Source organism: Marinobacter sp. SS8-8 (assembly GCF_030540945.1).
Lineage (GTDB): Bacteria > Pseudomonadota > Gammaproteobacteria > Pseudomonadales > Oleiphilaceae > Marinobacter.
This window is the reverse complement of sequence record NZ_JASSVN010000033.1, coordinates 1-16,604: the sequence shown is the minus strand read 5'-3', so window position 1 is coordinate 16,604 and position 16,604 is coordinate 1. Positions and strand designations below refer to the sequence as shown.

13 protein-coding genes and 3 pseudogenes are annotated in these 16,604 nt (G+C 57.5%); 11 read left to right on the top strand and 5 right to left on the bottom strand.

The genetic code is table 11. From position 1 onward, the window contains the following. Both QPL96_RS18870 and QPL96_RS18865 read left to right on the top strand, forming a co-directional pair. The coding region (locus QPL96_RS18870) for a hypothetical protein (RefSeq protein ID WP_303288830.1) at positions 1-214 on the top strand (214 nt) is incomplete at its 5' end. Further along, complete coding sequence (locus QPL96_RS18865; RefSeq protein ID WP_303288829.1) at positions 211-1,575, top strand: KamA family radical SAM protein; 1,365 nt, start codon at positions 211-213, stop codon at positions 1,573-1,575. The genes QPL96_RS18870 and QPL96_RS18865, both read left to right, overlap by 4 nt. 79 nt (positions 1,576-1,654) lie before the next feature. On the opposite strand, the gene QPL96_RS18860 is transcribed toward QPL96_RS18865, so the two are convergent. Both QPL96_RS18860 and trxA read right to left on the bottom strand, forming a co-directional pair. Continuing rightward, positions 1,655-3,121, bottom strand: a complete 1,467-nt coding sequence (locus tag QPL96_RS18860) for a hypothetical protein (RefSeq protein ID WP_303288828.1) — start codon at positions 3,119-3,121, stop codon at positions 1,655-1,657. Between the two features lie 164 nt (positions 3,122-3,285). Continuing rightward, the gene (gene trxA / locus QPL96_RS18855) at positions 3,286-4,149 is read right to left on the bottom strand and encodes a thioredoxin (protein WP_303288827.1); all 864 of its coding nucleotides are present in this window, start codon (positions 4,147-4,149) and stop codon (positions 3,286-3,288) included. A 211-nt stretch (positions 4,150-4,360) separates the two neighbouring features. On the opposite strand from trxA, the gene lon reads away from it, so the two are divergent. Both lon and QPL96_RS18845 read left to right on the top strand, forming a co-directional pair. Next, positions 4,361-6,811 carry an endopeptidase La gene (gene lon / locus QPL96_RS18850; protein WP_303288826.1) on the top strand — a complete coding sequence of 817 codons (2,451 nt, stop codon included), beginning with the start codon at positions 4,361-4,363 and terminating at the stop codon, positions 6,809-6,811. A gap of 272 nt (positions 6,812-7,083) precedes the next feature. Then, positions 7,084-7,767: pseudogene (locus tag QPL96_RS18845) on the top strand (sorbosone dehydrogenase family protein); the annotation flags it as partial. Between the two features lie 60 nt (positions 7,768-7,827). Here QPL96_RS18845 and QPL96_RS18840 read toward each other — a convergent pair. After that, positions 7,828-8,295, bottom strand: a complete 468-nt coding sequence (locus QPL96_RS18840) for a MarR family winged helix-turn-helix transcriptional regulator (protein ID WP_303288824.1) — start codon at positions 8,293-8,295, stop codon at positions 7,828-7,830. Positions 8,296-8,461: 166 nt separating this feature from the next. Between QPL96_RS18840 and QPL96_RS18835 the strand changes: the two genes are divergently transcribed. From QPL96_RS18835 to QPL96_RS18805, 7 genes and pseudogenes are all read left to right on the top strand, one after another. Then, positions 8,462-9,370, top strand: a complete 909-nt coding sequence (locus tag QPL96_RS18835; RefSeq protein WP_303288823.1) for a tetratricopeptide repeat protein — start codon at positions 8,462-8,464, stop codon at positions 9,368-9,370. A 75-nt stretch (positions 9,371-9,445) separates the two neighbouring features. Further along, complete coding sequence (locus QPL96_RS18830; protein ID WP_303288822.1) at positions 9,446-10,558, top strand: branched-chain amino acid ABC transporter substrate-binding protein; 1,113 nt, start codon at positions 9,446-9,448, stop codon at positions 10,556-10,558. A gap of 161 nt (positions 10,559-10,719) precedes the next feature. Next, a pseudogene (livH, locus tag QPL96_RS18825) lies at positions 10,720-11,643 on the top strand (high-affinity branched-chain amino acid ABC transporter permease LivH). Continuing rightward, positions 11,643-12,914: a high-affinity branched-chain amino acid ABC transporter permease LivM gene (locus QPL96_RS18820; protein WP_303288821.1), complete on the top strand. Its 1,272-nt coding sequence runs from the start codon at positions 11,643-11,645 to the stop codon at positions 12,912-12,914. Before livH ends, QPL96_RS18820 begins: the two are co-directional and overlap by 1 nt. A gap of 6 nt (positions 12,915-12,920) precedes the next feature. Next, positions 12,921-13,676, top strand: a complete 756-nt coding sequence (livG, locus tag QPL96_RS18815; RefSeq protein WP_303288820.1) for a high-affinity branched-chain amino acid ABC transporter ATP-binding protein LivG — start codon at positions 12,921-12,923, stop codon at positions 13,674-13,676. A 9-nt stretch (positions 13,677-13,685) separates the two neighbouring features. After that, a complete protein-coding gene (locus QPL96_RS18810; protein ID WP_303288819.1) occupies positions 13,686-14,387 on the top strand; it encodes an ABC transporter ATP-binding protein in 702 nt (233 codons plus the stop codon). A 252-nt stretch (positions 14,388-14,639) separates the two neighbouring features. Beyond that, positions 14,640-15,080 (top strand): hypothetical protein, encoded by a 441-nt coding sequence (locus QPL96_RS18805; protein ID WP_303288818.1) that lies wholly within the window; start codon positions 14,640-14,642, stop codon positions 15,078-15,080. Positions 15,081-15,452: 372 nt separating this feature from the next. Here the strand turns inward: QPL96_RS18805 and QPL96_RS18800 are convergent, their stop codons facing one another. After that, the gene (locus QPL96_RS18800; protein ID WP_303288817.1) at positions 15,453-15,824 is read right to left on the bottom strand and encodes a DUF4123 domain-containing protein; all 372 of its coding nucleotides are present in this window, start codon (positions 15,822-15,824) and stop codon (positions 15,453-15,455) included. Then, positions 15,821-16,604, bottom strand: a pseudogene (locus QPL96_RS18795) (type VI secretion system tip protein VgrG); the annotation flags it as partial. The gene QPL96_RS18800 and the pseudogene QPL96_RS18795, both read right to left, overlap by 4 nt.

The window sequence follows — 16,604 nt, the reverse complement described above, 5'->3', positions numbered from 1 at the left end:
CAAAAGGGTGACGCAGGCCTGCAAACTGCGATGCAGTCGGCATAAAGTCGGCGAAAATAGACAAATTGACTCACCTGGCTGGGTGGGTCACCTTGAAAACACGCCGTTTATGGACGGAAACGATTTATGTATACTCGCCTGCCTGATTTTTAACCACCGAAAAAGTGGTTGGACCACTTTTCTGTCATTGGTACCAACAGAGGGCGATCCATGAACTCCATCGTCACCTTTCCGAACCGGATTCCCACTACGGAGTTCGAGGAACGGCGTTTCAAGGTCTACACAGACCGCCAGATCGACAAGATCGAAGTCATTCAGAATCTCCCGGAAGAGACCCTCTTTGAAATGAAGGTGGTAGCCAGCGTGCTGCCTTTCCGGGTCAACGAATATGTGATCAACGACCTGATCAACTGGGACAGGGTACCGAACGACCCGATCTATCAACTTGTCTTCCCCCAAAAAGGCATGTTGAAAGACGAACATTACGAGCGCATGGCAACCATGCACCGGGAAGGTGCCGGCAAGAAAGAAATCCAGGCCGTTGCCAGGGAAATTCGCGATGAACTGAACCCCCACCCGGCCGGCCAGATGGACATGAACATGCCGGAGCTGAACGGCGAGGTGCTAGACGGCGTTCAGCACAAGTGCCGGGAGACGGCGCTGTTCTTCCCGGCCCAGGGCCAGACCTGCCACTCCTACTGCACCTTCTGTTTCCGCTGGGCGCAGTTTGTTGGTGACAAGGAGCTGAAGATGGCCAGCACGGACGCCGGGAAACTGCACGGCTACCTTCAGCAGCACACCGAAGTCACCGACCTGCTGTTGACCGGCGGCGACCCCATGGTGATGAAGACCAAGAACCTGGTGCAGTACCTGGAACCGCTGCTGCAGCCAGAATTCGACCACATCCAGACCATCCGGATCGGCACCAAGGCCCTCACCTTCTGGCCATACCGTTTCGTAACGGACAAGGACGCGGATGAGCTGATCGGCCTGTTCACCCGCCTGGTGGCTGCCGGCAAGCATGTGGCCATCATGGCCCACTACAACCACTGGCAGGAAATCACCACCGGGATCGCCGAGGAGGCTATCCGCCGAATTCGCGCCACCGGTGCCGAAATTCGCGCCCAGGGCCCATTGATCAAGCATGTGAATGACAATGCCGACGACTGGGCGAAGCTGTGGAACAAGGAAGTGCAGTTGGGCATCATTCCCTATTACATGTTTGTGGAGCGGGACACCGGCGCCAAGAACTACTTCGAAGTGCCACTGGCCGAGGCTTACCGCATCTATCGGGAAGCCATGAAGCAGGTCTCCGGCCTTGCACGCACCGCCCGCGGCCCTTCCATGAGTGCCGGCCCGGGTAAGGTTGAGGTGCAGGGCATCACCGAGATTTACGGTGAAAAAGTCTTCGTGCTTCGCTTTATCCAGGCCCGCAACCCGGACTGGGTGCAGCGCCCGTTCTTTGCCAGGTACAGCGAAACAGCCACCTGGCTGCATGAGCTGGAACCGGCCCTCGGGGAGGAAGAGTTCTTCTTTGAGGATGAGTACAAAGAGATGAAGAAGGGTAACGGCTAACTGCTTTGGATAGCCTCTCGCTCACCGGCAACCTGCTATTCTTTGCCCCCCCTGGCAAACCGCAGCATTGGTGACGTCGCTAATGCGGCTTTCCCGCGGAGGAGTCAGACGGGCGACCGGTCGGGTCGAGGAAATAGCGCTCCAGCAAGTTCGGGTCATCAAAATGACGACGGCCAGTGAACGCAACCGCATGCTGCCCCCATTGGCGCATGGCACCGGCCGACACCACTCCCGTGGGCCAGAGCAGGAACCGCTCCAACCGCTCGGACCCGGATACAAGGCCGTCGGAAGCAAACAGCCGCCCGCCCTCGGGTGAACGCCCGCGCAGGTGATCGTATGGCAGGAAATGGTAGACATGATCCGCCACCTGATCCGGCGCCGTTCGGGACGCCACCAACTGATGCTCGCCCGCAGACAGGTAAAGCGTCATGCCGGTATCCGTCTGCGGCACAGCACCGGCTATCCAAAGGGGCTCCTCACCAGCGGGAACCCCATCCACAGGCAACAGCCCGGACTCGACAAGCAGCCACTGATGGTAGCAGCCGCATGAATGGACGAAATCGTAGACCAGCGGTAAACCGTCCTCGCCGAGTGTGACCCTCCAGAAGAAGCCATCCAGCGCACCAGCATAGATATCCACGGCCGCCGCCGGTGGCCGGGAAGCGAACCAGATCAGATAGTTCAGTTGCGGCAGCACCTGGCCATCGAACCGGGTATAGGACAGTCGAGTATAGACAACAGGGGTGGGCTCGAATAACAACTTGCCATCGCTCCGGCGGGCAGGGCGGCCTGGCACGTCATTGCCGTCCCGCGTCTCCAGCACCCAGGTGGGCGCATAGCGGGCAAACAGGGCCTGGGACTCCGCCTCGCTGAACATCGGAATCCGCAGTGTGCTGCGACGCGAGGCCCGTTCCAGCAATCCGGCGAAATCCTCCTGGCCGACGGGTTCCGGCGGTGCGTAAACCGTCCAGGGATAGGCAGGTTGATAGGGCAATTGGTAATCCTCAATCAACTCCCCCATCACCTTCCTGGCACGCCACTGAACCAAGGGCGCCATCAGGGGATACAGGCCAACCACCTGTGCCAGGCCGCGATAGCTGTCAGGCACCGACCTGGCAACGTCCAGCCTATGCCAATCCTTGCCACCGCGCTGAAGCCGGGCAGTCGCCGCTTGCCCACATTCCCGAAGTGCTGCCAACCGGCCCGGGCTTACGCCACCCAGACTGTCCGCCTCATAAGCCCGGGCTTCCACGGCTTTCAGGTGCGCCCGCTGCAGCCATTCCTGGCGCTGTGCAGCCGACAAACCGGAGAACTCGAAACTGGCAAGGAAGCGGTCAACCCGCAAATAGGGAAAGCCAGGCGGAGGCCAGGCCTGCGCATCAAAGTGGCTGCCACCAACCACCTCCTGCTGCCACTGGCGGAAGAGTCTGTCGCAGTCGACGGTGACCGCTTCGATAGGCGCGGAAGAATAATTCAGTGAGGCACACCCGCCGATGCCGACAACCACCACTGTCAGAAAAGCCGGGAGCCCTGCCCATCGCCGCATTGCTGGTCCCTCCAGTCTGTCGACTTCCTGCAGTTCGGACAGGCAGCAAGTTCTCTGGTTCCAACCATGTGTTGCGATCACTGGAATGACAGGGCTTCCCTGGGAAACAGTTTACCCGTCGGGTTTCGCCTGAAGCTCTACCCGCTGCTGGCTACTCGAACGGATCAGTGCATGAGGGTATACAGCTTGCGCCGATAGGCCCGCACGTCCGGGTTGTTGTTACCCAGCTTGTCAAACAGCTCGATCAGTGTGGTCTTGGCCACTTCGTCCTTGTATTTGCTGTCTACCTGCATCAGGCGAATCAGCAGGTCCATGGCCTCGGCGTTGTTTTCCTGTAATACGTGATGAAGCGCCAACTGGTGCAGCGCGCTCGGGTCTTTCGGGTCCTGCTCCAGTGCCATCTCCAGGTCCTTGACCGGCGGCAGCTCCGCTGACTGCTTCAGGAACTTCACCCGGGCCGCCAGCTGCCTGGCCTGGTGCTGCATTTTCTCTTCCGGCGGCAGGCTCTCGAGCACTGTCTCAGCCGTTTCAAGGTCGCCCGTTTCCGCCTTTAGCTGGGCCAGATCAATCAGCACCTTCAGGTTTTCGGGGTCTTTCTGGTTCATCTCCGAGAGGATGACCAGCGCACCTTCCAGATCGCCCTCTTCCCAGATGCGGTGAGCCTTGTCGTAAGGGTCTTCCTTGGGCGCCGTCACATGCTTGTCCAGCACCTTGCGGATCTCGCTCTCCGGCAGGGCGCCGTTAAAACCATCCACGGCCTGGCCATCCTTCACGAGTATTACCGTCGGCAAGCTGCGCACGCCCAGACTGGAGGTGAGCTGCTCCTGCTCGTCGGCGTTGACCTTCGCCAGCATGAACCCGCCCCGGTACTCGTTGGCCAGCTTTTCCAGAAGCGGCATCAACTGCTTGCAGGGCGCGCACCACTCGGCCCAGACATCCACCAGAATGGGCGTGCTGGCCGAGGCCTCCATGACCTTCTGCTGGAAGTTTTCCATGGTGGCTTCAAAGATGTAGGGAGAGTTGCTCATGCAGGGCACCTGAAGAAGTCGAATGAATCTTTGGGAACTGCCAGTGGACATGGGGCCGGATGCCGGAAAATTCAAGCATGATCGGGTACAAGCCAGCTCCTTGAAATAACCATATCTGCCGTTACATAAGCTAAATACGCAACGCTCCGGTGCATCGCTTTGAAAACGCACCCGGAGGACTCACAACCTTTCCGGATGGATACTTCACGGCATGAATGAAGACGCGCGCAAAGATTCACTTGAGGACTTCGAAGAGGACGTGACGGAATACATCGGCAAGGACGAACACAGCAAGAGCCTGGCCCTGCCCCAGCAGATGATGCCCCGGCGAATGTATGTGCTGCCGGTTTCGAACCGTCCGTTCTTTCCGGCCCAGGTGCAACCGGTAATGGTTAACCAGAACCCGTGGCAGGAAACCCTGAAGCGGGTCGGCGAAACCGACCACAAGGTGCTGGGCATCTGCTTTGTTGACGAGCAGGAAACCGAAGACGGCATACCCGCCAGTGACCAGCTGGAAACCACCGGCTGTGCCGTTCGCGTTCATCATGCCCAGAACGAAGGCGGCAAGGTCCAGTTCATAGCCCAGGGTCTGCAGAGGTTCCGGATTGTTCAGTGGCTGCGCCGCAAGCCACCGTACCTGGTGGAAGTGGAGTACCCTGCCGAGCCGGAGGAAGAAGCCGATGAACTCAAGGCCTACACCCTGGCTATCATCAGCTCGATCAAGGAATTGCTGCGCACCAATCCGCTGTACGGCGAAGATGTTAAACAATACCTGTCCCGCTTCGGGCCGGACGACAGCTCGCCCCTGGCCGACTTCGGTGCTTCCATGACCAGTGCTCCGGGCCGGGAGCTGCAGGATGTGCTTGACACCATCCCCCTGCTTCGCCGCATGGAGAAGGTATTGCTCCTGATGCGCAAGGAACAGGAAGTGGCCCGCCTGCAGTCGGAAATCAGCGAAGAGGTCAACGCCAAGGTTCAGAAGCACCAGCGGGAGTTCTTCCTGAAAGAACAGCTGAAGGTCATCCAGCGCGAGCTGGGCATGGCCAAGGATGACAAGACCGCAGATGTGGAGCGATTCGGGGAACGGATGGCCCAACTGAATCCGCCGGAGGCCGTCCATGAGCGATTCGGTGATGAAGTTCAGAAGCTGCAGGTGCTGGAACAGGGTTCGCCGGAATACGGTGTTACCCGCAATTATCTCGACTGGCTGACCCAGGTGCCCTGGGGCGTTCATTCCGAGGATCATTTCGATCTGACCGAAGCGCGCCGGATTCTGGACCGGGACCACGACGGCCTGGACGACGTGAAAGACCGCATCGTCGAGTTTCTGGCCGAAGGCACTTTCAAGGGGGAGGTCAGCGGCTCCATCCTGTTGCTGGTGGGCCCGCCTGGTGTGGGCAAAACCTCCATCGGCCATTCCGTGGCAGACGCGCTGGGGCGGAAGTTCTACCGTTTCAGCGTGGGCGGCATGCGCGACGAAGCTGAAATCAAGGGCCACCGCCGCACCTACATCGGCGCCATGCCCGGCAAATTCGTGCAGGCGCTGAAGGATTCAAAAGTGGCGAACCCGGTGATCATGCTGGATGAAATCGACAAGATCGGCGCCTCTTACCAGGGCGATCCGGCCTCCGCTCTGCTGGAAACCCTGGACCCGGAACAGAACCGCGAGTTTCTGGACCACTACCTGGATGTCCGCATGGACCTTTCCAGGGTGCTGTTCATCTGCACCGCCAACCAGCTGGACACCATTCCCCGGCCACTACTGGACCGCATGGATGTCATTCGCCTGTCCGGTTACATTGGTGAAGAGAAACTGGCCATCGCCAAGCATCACTTGCTGCCAAGACTGCTCAAGCGGGCCGGTCTGCTGAAAAAGCAATTCAATATCACTGACGCCGCCATCCGGCAGGTGACTGAGGGCTATGCCCGCGAGTCCGGTGTGCGGAATCTCGAAAAGCTGCTGCACAAGATCCTGCGCAAAGGCATTGTGAAATTACTGGAAAATCCGGACCAGCCGGTGAAAGTAGGCGTCTCTGATCTGCAAACCTACCTCGGCCAGCCGTCGTTCAGAAAAGAGAAATCGCTCAAGGGCACCGGCGTTGTCACTGGCCTCGCCTGGACTGCCATGGGTGGCGCCACCCTGAGTATTGAGGCATCCCGGATTCACAGTTCCCAACGCGGCTTCAAACTGACCGGCCAGCTCGGGGACGTGATGAAGGAGTCGGCCGAAATCGCCTACAGCTACGTCTCATCAAACCTTAAGCGTTTCAAGGGCGACCCCACCTTCTTCGACAAATCCTTCGTGCACCTGCACGTACCGGAAGGCGCAACGCCGAAGGATGGCCCCAGCGCTGGTGTCACCATGGCGACCGCGCTTCTGTCCATCGCCCGCAAAGAGGCACCGCAGCAGAATCTGGCCATGACCGGGGAGCTGACCTTGACCGGGCAAGTACTGCCAGTGGGTGGTATCCGCGAAAAGGTTATTGCCGCGCGACGGCAGAAAATCAGTAACCTGATTCTGCCAGAGGCAAACCGTGGGGATTATGAGGAGCTGCCGGAGTATCTGAAAGAAGGCCTGACGGTAAATTTTGCCCGGCACTACAATGAGGTATTTCAGGTGTGCTTCGGCAACAAACCCCGAAGAGGATCCAGCGTCCATTGAAATAACTGGTCTAACCAGTGTGCAATTACATTGACGCTTTCCGGGCCGTTGTCTTTACTCGATTTGACATTGATCAAAAAGTGAACGATCAGTAGCCCAAGGCTACCAGCATCCTACTCGTTGCCAAAGAGAGTGGTAAAACAATGAACAGGAAAGCCTCGATTCTCTGCGTGGCCGCAGGCCTCGCTATCGCCCCTTTCGCTCAGGGCCAGTCCGACGGCACCCTGAAAAAGCTGGGTAATTTCCAGACCACGGGAAAGGCCGGGTTCACAGTCATCCCCCAGGGCAAGCTGATCCCCGGGGAGTTTGTAAGTTACAACCATACCGCGCGGGTCTGCGATGTTGGTCCGGACGGCAAGCTCTATATCTCGCTGGGCCAACCCTATAATGTGGCACCGCGCGAGCATCTGGACACATTCAGCGAGTGGGGTATCGGCGGTGTGATCCGGGTGAATCAGGATGGCACCGAGCGCGAAGTTTATACCCGCGGCATCCGGAACTCCGTCGGACATGATTTCCACCCCACCACGGGAGAGCTCTGGTTCACCGACAACCAGGTTGACGGAATGGGAGACGACATTCCCCCTGGTGAGATCAACCGGCAAACCGCCATGGGTCAGCATTTTGGCCATCCCTGGTATGGAGGCGGCGATGTCCGCACCAACGAATACAAGGGTGAAGACGTTCCGGTCGACGTGGTCTTCCCGGTTTCCGAAACGGTAGCCCATGCCGCAGACCTGGGGATGGTGTTCTACACCGGCAGCATGTTCCCGAAAAAATATCAGGGCGGAATTTTCTCCGCGCAACACGGCTCCTGGAACCGGACCACACCCATTGGTGCACGGGTGATGTTCACGCCCGTGGACGCGGCCCAGTTGAAAGATGGTTCACTGCTGGTCTCTGACGACCTGGCCGGTGCTGTCTATCGGATCGCCTATACCGGTTCCGGCTCCTGAGCCTGCATATTGAGAGTGGGGTCAGATGAAGGCTTTCATCTGACCCCTTTTTCACTCTTTTTACAGAACAGACCCGACCGTCAGCACCGGCGACGCGTCAATATCGTCCGCATCCATCATGTTGGCCACCCGTTGGAGTGAGGCCAGAATCATAGTCTGCTCCCACTCCGCCAGGCTCTGGAATTTCTGGATAAAATCCTCCTGCAGCGGATTGGGGGCCCGGGCAAGGAGCTCGGCGCCTTCGTCCGTCAGGTGGGCGTGTACCTTGCGCTTGTCCTGGGTATTGCGCACCCGGTAAACCAGCTTGCGATGCTCCAGGCGATCCAGAATCGTCGTCACCGTCGCCTGGCTGAGGCTCACCTTGTCGGCAATGGTTCCGATGGTGACTTCCCCCAGATCCCGAATTGTTCTCATGATCAACAGCTGCGGCCCCGTAAGCCCGGCGTGCTTGCTGAGGCGTTTGGAATGAAGATCCGTTGCCCGGATCACACGCCTCAGTGCCACCAGTACATCTTCATAACTGTTCACGGCATTACTCCGACTCGGGATTGACAATTTATTTATACCACTAACCATTAGAGGTCTTTGCACCAGGAAATGCAAGCCACGGAGGTCCCCCTGCATTTTTTCCACCAGCCACTATGCTAAGGTCACGAACTTGTTCCATTTCCGACAGACCGACGGACACAACCCGATGATCAGGTATTTTCTGCTTTTCCTCCTCACCATGGCGCTTACCGGCACCCTGTATGGCCAGGACAAGCTCGGGCCGGAAGAAGAGCTAACCCCGGAAAACCTGGAGGAACGCATAAAAACCCTGGAAAAGCCCATGTACACGCCATTCATAGAGCTTTACCTGCTGGAGGAAAGCAAGGCGCTGCGCAAAGAGATGATGAACACCCGCGCAGAGTTGATCGAAAAGGTGGTGGATAAAGAGCTGTCGGTCGCCGACAAAACCATGTCCTACGCCACCGACACGGTGACTTATTTCTTCTACCTGATCGCCGGTGCAACTTCAATTCTGGTGGTTATCGGATGGAACTCCATCCGCGATATGCGCAACCAGCTCACCAGCCTGGCGGAAAAAAGGGTGAACGAACTGGTGGTTGAGTACGAGAAGCGCCTGGAATTTATTGAGGACCAGCTCCGGCAGAAATCCGACATCATCCAGCAGAACCAGGCGGAGATTGAACGCACCAATGAAGTGCACTCCCTGTGGCTGAAAGCCAGCCAGGAAACCTCACAGCAGAACAAGATCGCCGCCTACGACACCATTCTGGATCTTCGCCCCGACGACGTGGAAGCCCTCAGCTATAAAGCCGACGCCGTTCTGGAAATGCAGGAGCCGCTGTGGGCCATCAGCCTGTGTCAGCGGGCCCTGAAACTTGCACCGGATAATGGCCATGCGCACTATCAGCTGGCATGCGCCTATGCCGAGATCGGCCGCTGGGAGGATGCTATCAGCACCCTGCAAAAAGCGATTGATATTTCCGAGGCATACCGGGACGATGCCTCCGTGGATGTCAGTTTCGAGCAGTTGCGAGATCATGAAAGCTTCCGCACACTGGTCTGCCCGGATCAGGACGACGGCACGGATGCTTGACAACCAGCGAGCCGTGGTGTTTTTTCAACTCGCTGAGAACACGAGAACAACCCTGAACCTAACAGGACAGACTCAATGAGAACTTCGGCAAAGAAACTCGTAACCGCTGTCAGCGCTTCCATCGCCCTGACAGCCGCCGGCCACGCCGCCGCCGAAATCCAGATCGGTATCGCCGGACCCATGACTGGCCCTGTCGCCCAATACGGTGACATGCAGTTTTCCGGTGCCCGCATGGCGATTGAACAGATCAACGCCAATGGTGGCGTGATGGGCGAGGAACTGGTCGCCGTGGAATACGACGATGTCTGCGACCCGAAGCAGGCCGTTAGCGTTGCCAACAAACTGGTCAACGATGGCGTCCGCTTTGTCGTCGGCCACTTGTGTTCAAGCTCCACCCAGCCCGCCTCGGACATATATGAGGACGAAGGCATCCTGATGGTTACACCGGCCTCTACCAGCCCGGAAATTACCGAACGTGGTTACGAGCTGGTGTTCCGCACCATCGGCCTGGACAGCATGCAGGGTCCGGTTGCTGGCAACTATCTGGCCAGCCTGAACCCCAAGCGCGTCGCCATCATCCACGACAAACAGCAGTATGGTGAGGGCACTGCCACCGCCGTACGTGACACCCTCAAAGACAAGGGCGTGGAAATCGCCATGTTTGAAGGTATCACCGCTGGCAGCAAAGATTTCTCTTCCCTGGTAACCAAGCTGAAGCAGGCCGATGTCGACTACGTCTACTACGGTGGCTACCATCCGGAGCTGGGCCTGATCCTGCGTCAGGCACGCCAGGCTGACCTGGACACCACCTTCATGGGCCCGGAAGGCGTGGGCAACAAGGGCATCAACACCATAGCCGGCGAAGCTGCCGAAGGCCTGCTGGTTACCCTGCCGCCGGCGTTTGACCAGAAAGCTGCAAACCAGGAACTGATTCAGGCCTTCGAAGCCAAGGGTGAAGACCCCTCCGGTCCGTTTGTACTCACGTCCTACACCGCCGTTCAACTCCTTGCCAAAGGTATTGAGAAAGCGGAATCCACGGATCCGTTCCAGGTAGCGGAAGCCCTGCGCAGCGGCTCTTTCGAAACACCGATCGGCAAGGTTGAGTATGATAAGACCGGTGATATGAAGTCGTTCGAGTTCGTTGTTTACGAATGGCATTCAGATGGCAGTAAAACTCCGGTAAACTAAGCCAAATCGTTAAAAAACGGTAATGCGGAGAACACCTTCTCACCGGGATCCGGGAGAAGGTGCTTTTCCAGGCGCCTGCTGAACCTCCCCCGCCCTCGGTTCGAACATCCCGCGCCAGTGGTGTGATAGCGGGGGGAGCGGGCTTTCGGGGTTCCAATACAATGCAAGATCTCCTCTATTTTTCCCAGCAGCTCATCAATGGGCTGACGATCGGGAGTGCCTACGCCCTGATCGCCATCGGCTACACGATGGTTTACGGCATCATCGGCATGATCAACTTTGCTCATGGTGAGATCTACATGATCGGTGCCTATACAGCCCTGATCGCCATCACCGGCCTCGCCACCCTCGGTATTGCCTGGCTTCCAGTGATCCTGATCGTTGCACTGGTTTGCGCCATGATCGTCTCCAGTGCGATGGGTTGGGCGGTGGAGCGGGTAGCCTATCGGCCGGTCCGCGGACGTCACCGCCTGATTCCACTCATCTCCGCCATCGGCATGTCGATCTTCCTTTAGAACTATGTCCACCTCGCCCAGGGATCCCGCAACATCGGATTTCCCGCCCTGATTGACGGTGGCTTCCAGTTCGGCCCGGAGGGTGCGTTCGAGATGTCGCTCTCCTACATGCAGATCACCGTCTTCGTCACCACTCTGGTCTGTATGGCCGTGCTGTCCCTGTTTATTTCGCGGTCCCGTACCGGTCGTGCATGCCGGGCAGTTTCACAGGATCTGGGCATGGCCAACCTGCTTGGCATCGACACCAACCGGATCATCTCGGCGACCTTCGTGATCGGTGCTGCCCTGGCTGCGGTCGCGGGCCTTCTCCTGGGCATGTACTACGGCTCCATTGATCCGCTGTTCGGATTTATCGCTGGGCTCAAGGCGTTCACCGCCGCCGTCCTTGGCGGTATCGGCAGCATTCCCGGCGCCATGCTGGGGGGGTTGATCCTGGGCGTTTCCGAAAGCATGACCTCCGGTTACCTCAGCGGTGAATACAAGGACGTGGTCTCTTTTGGCCTGCTGATCCTCATTCTGCTGTTCAAACCCACCGGCCTGCTTGGCAAACCGGAGGTTGAGAAGATCTGATGGCCGCTCAAAATCTGAAACACGCGTTTTTCTGCGCCGTTATCACCCTGATTATTTCCTACCCGATTCTCGGGTTTAATCTGGAAGCACAGGGCATTAATGTCACCCTTACCGGGGCCGGGACCTCGACCATTGTGATGGTGCTTTTGGCGGCAGTGGTTGTCTTCCTGTTCCAGCTGTTCCGTGAAAGCGTCATGGCGACGCTGAAAAGCATTCCAAGACCGCTGCCACAAACCCATAAAGAGCCGGTGGCTGAAAACAAGCGGGCAAAAATCGAATCCCGGGTACTCACTGCTATTATTGTACTGGCTCTGTTCTGGCCCTTCTTTGTATCCCGTGGCTCTGTGGATCTGGCGACTCTGGCGCTCATCTACATCATGCTGGCTCTTGGCCTGAACGTGGTGGTCGGCCTGGCCGGCCTGCTGGACCTGGGCTATGTAGCCTTTTATGCCGTAGGTGCATACACCTTTGCCCTGCTTTCAGAGTATTTCGGTATTTCCTTCTGGATGTCGCTGCCGCTCGGGGCGCTTCTCGCAGCCCTGTTCGGGCTGGTACTGGGTTTCCCGGTGTTGCGACTCCGAGGGGATTATCTGGCTATCGTAACCCTCGGTTTCGGCGAAATTATCCGTATTCTGCTCAACAACTGGACCAGCCTGACCGGTGGCCCCAACGGTATCGGCGGCATTCCGGAGCCAACGCTCTTCGGCATGGAGTTCGGCCGGCACGTCAAGGAAGAGGGCAACTCCTCTTTCCACGAAACCTTCGGCATTGCCTACAGTGGTGAAGACAAGGTCATTTTCCTCTACCTGATTTCCCTGGTACTGGCCGTTTTCACCGCCCTGGTGATTCGGCGGTTCATGCGCATGCCGGTGGGCCGCGCCTGGGAGGCCCTGCGGGAGGATGAAATTGCGGCCCGATCCCTCGGCCTCAGCCGCACCTCAGTCAAGCTGACCGCTTTTACCATTGGCGCCTTCTTCGCCGGCTTTGCCGGTACCGTCTTCGCTTCCAAACAGGGTTTTATCAGCCCGGAATCGTTCGTCTTCCTGGAATCGGCCATCATCCTGGCAATCGTTGTGCTTGGGGGCATGGGCTCCCAGCTCGGTGTGATTCTGGCGGCCATTGCCGTCACCATCCTGCCGGAGCTGGCCCGTGAATTTTCCGAATACCGCATGCTGATCTTCGGTGCCGCCATGGTGCTGATGATGGTCTGGCGTCCGCAGGGCCTGATGCCCATGCGCCGGATCCACATTGAACTGAAAAAGCAGGAGTGACGGACAATGCTTGACGTACAGAGTCTGTCCATGCGCTTTGGCGGCCTGCTGGCGGTAGACCAGGTGTCTCTGGAGGTTCAGGAGCACGAAATCGTGTCCATCATCGGCCCTAACGGCGCCGGTAAAACTACCGTATTCAACTGTATGAGCGGCTTCTACAAACCGACTGGCGGAAAGATCCTGTTCGAGGGGCAGGCAGTCCAGGGCAAACCGGATCACAAGATCTCCCGTTTGGGGATGGTAAGAACCTTCCAGCATGTCAGGTTGTTCAACCAGATGACCGTGGTGGAAAACCTCCTGGTTGCCCAGCACCGGCACCTGAACACGAACCTGATTGCCGGCTTGATGAAGACCCCGAATTACCGGGACCGGGAACAGAAGTCACTGGATCGGGCTGCCTATTGGCTGGACCGCGTGGGCCTGATGGACCTGGCCAACCGGGAAGCAGGCAACCTGGCCTATGGCCAACAGCGCCGGCTGGAAATCGCCCGATGCATGGTGACCGAGCCCAAGCTGCTGATGCTTGACGAGCCGGCAGCCGGCCTCAACCCGGCAGAGACCAAGGATCTCAATCAGCTGATCGTCAGCCTGAAAGAGGACTACAACGTTTCCGTAGTGCTGATTGAGCACGACATGAGCCTGGTTATGGATATTTCCGACCGCATCAACGTGATCAACCAGGGCAGACCCCTGGCCTGTGGTACGCCGGATGAAATCCGCCAGAACGATGACGTGATCAAAGCCTATCTGGGCGAGGCCTGAGGGAAAACCATGCTGGTACTAGAAGATGTCCATACCCACTACGGCAAAATCGAGGCACTGCACGGGGTTTCTGTCGAGATCAAAAAGGGGGAAATTGTTTCTCTCATCGGCGCCAACGGCGCAGGCAAGACAACGCTACTGATGACTGTGTGCGGCCACCCCCAGGCCACCTCTGGTCGCGTTTTTCTGCAAGGACGGGATATCACTCGCGAGCCGACGGCGCAGATCATGCGCTCCGGCATCGCCATTGTCCCCGAGGGACGGCGGGTCTTCTCGAGCCTGACTGTCCAGGAAAACCTCCATATGGGCGGGTTCTTCAACACCAGGGCCGAGATCCGCAAGAGCCAGAACCATGTCTACGAGCTCTTTCCCCGCCTCAAGGAGCGTGAGCGCCAGCGCGCCGGCACCATGTCTGGTGGCGAGCAGCAGATGCTTGCCATCGGCCGGGCGCTGATGAGCAGGCCGAACATGATCATCCTGGATGAGCCTTCCCTTGGTCTGGCTCCGCTGATCATCAAGCAGATCTTCGAGATCATTGGCCACCTGCGCGACGAAGGCATTACGGTTTTCCTGGTTGAGCAGAATGCTCACCAGGCTCTCAACCTGGCTGACCGTGGTTATGTGCTCGAAACCGGCAAGATTCGCCTGCACGATACCGGCAAGAATCTGCTGGCCAATCCGGATGTCCGGAACGCCTACCTTGGCGGCTGATGCAAGTCTAATGGAGAAGACTTAGCCACACCTCCCTATTAAAAAGTTTATTGGATGCCTCTAAGACTCCAATAAACTTTCGGTCTCGTTTCCCATCTAACCTTGCAATCTCCAGCCCCTTCAGTTTTTACATTTTTTAAAGAAATCGAACAATTACGGCCGCGACAAAATTTTAACCAATCTGTAATATTCCGCCGGTCGGAATATATACGCTTCCGTCATCTTGGAATTATAATTAACTAAGGAATAAAGATGATTCTATCTCGATCAAAAGGCGTGGTACTGAGTGTTGTTCTGAGCGTCCTGATGATATCTGGCTGCGCAACACCGCTCTCCTCAGGGCAAAAACAGGAGTACCGCGGCTATCAGGCCAAAGGTCTCGCCGTCGAAGAGAAAAACCCTGGTGCTGCCGCAGCTCTTGGAATCCTGCCCGGTTTTGGTTCTTTCTATGTGCGTGAATATGGCGCTGGTGTGGTAAATCTTCTTCTATGGCCGGCCTCAATCCTGTGGGATCCAATGAGTGGCTACCAGGGCGCACAGTCAATCAACTATTACGCAACGAAGCAAAAAGTTGACCTGCTGAAAGACAAAGAAATCACCCAGTTGGAAGATCAGCTAATGATGGAAACAATCGACAATAGAGAATATGTTTCCGCAAAGCGTGCGATTGACAACAAATATTCTGCATACTGACCGGGATTAACACCCGCTGCTCACTCCAGTAGCCGTGATTCTCAGCACTCTCAAGTGGAACCAGAGCTGCCTGAACGGTAGCTCTGATTTCCAAAACATTTAAAACCTACCTGGGTGGCTCGGGTTGATTGAGCCGTTATTGGGCAAGCAGTCGCGAGAACACGGCCAAGTTGTGCGCAACCACCGCCGACCACATGTACGACTTAAGGTGCGCCAGCCCCTTCCGGGCGCAACGCGACAGACCGTAGGACCGCTTCACCTCTGGACGGTGCGTTTTTGACGCATTGTTACCTCCTCGGATTCTGGTTTTTTCTTTTGTTTCAATTGCTTGTGACAAAGAATACCATTCTCCGCTGGAGGTTTCCTGCCTGATTACCTCATTTTTTTATTTAATATTAGTGTTTTACGTTTATGGACGGAAACTAGATAGGAATACCCACCATCCGGCAATTGCACGCTCAGCAGACTCCGCAAATGCCCGGCGATGACTGGCAGAGTCTCGTCTGCAACGAGGAGGACGGCTTTATCCTGCCACTCTGGCTGTGCCAGCCATAGCCGGGTCGCTCTGGAAGGTTTCACCAAACATGGGGTTACTTCCAGCGCAGACTCATGGAGCGTGCCCAGAAACAGGTACTCCAGCTCGGGCTGATCGTCTTTCTCGTAAACGAATCGTGGTGCGTCGAAAACCGCGCCATCCAGCAGGATGCAGGCCTTCTTTCTGGTGTTTGAATCCAGCCCGGTCATACGGTCGCACTCTCGCAGGAACAGGATACAAGCACGCAGGTGCCATCCGGCTTGCGTCCGCACTGTTTCAAGAGCGCAACATCCTTCCTGGCCGCGGCCTTCAGGGCCTGGGCTGAACTTGGCGCAGGGGCGGCAATGATCCGGGTGTCGGTTTCCGCAAGTTGCACCGGTTCATTGACACCGGAACCCTCACTCAGGCTGGCCGGCAGAACCGGGCACTGAGCCGACACCCTCCTCCCTTTTCCAGGCCCGCCCCCGGAATTCATCTTCACCCTCGTCCCGGACACGGTCACGCCGCTGGGATCGACCTTCACAAAGCTGCCACCGGCTTTGAGGGTGACTTCAGCGCCAGCTTCGATCACAACTTTCATCCCCGCCTTGTGGTGGATTTCGCTGCCAGCTTCGATGAGCTGGTTTTTGCCCTGTTTGCTGTGGTGGCTTCCGCCGACCGTCAGGCTGTAGTCACTTCCGATGGCTTCACGCTGTTCGCCATCGACCGTGCGGTGCTCGTTGCCTTTGATGTGGCTGAAGTCGTTGTTCTCAACCGTTCGGTGGCTGTCATTCTTGATGACCTCCGTCCGGTTATTCTCCGTGAGCAAGCCCAGGTCTTTCTGGGCGTGGACGTAGACCTGTTCCTGCCCCGCCTCGTCCTCGAATCGCAGTTCGTTGCTGCCCTCGCCCTTGTGGGTTTTGGTTTTCAGGGTGGTGCGGGTTTTGTGTTCCGGCAGCGCATAGGGCGGTGTGTTGGTGACGTGGTGGGTGCGACCGGTGATGATGGGC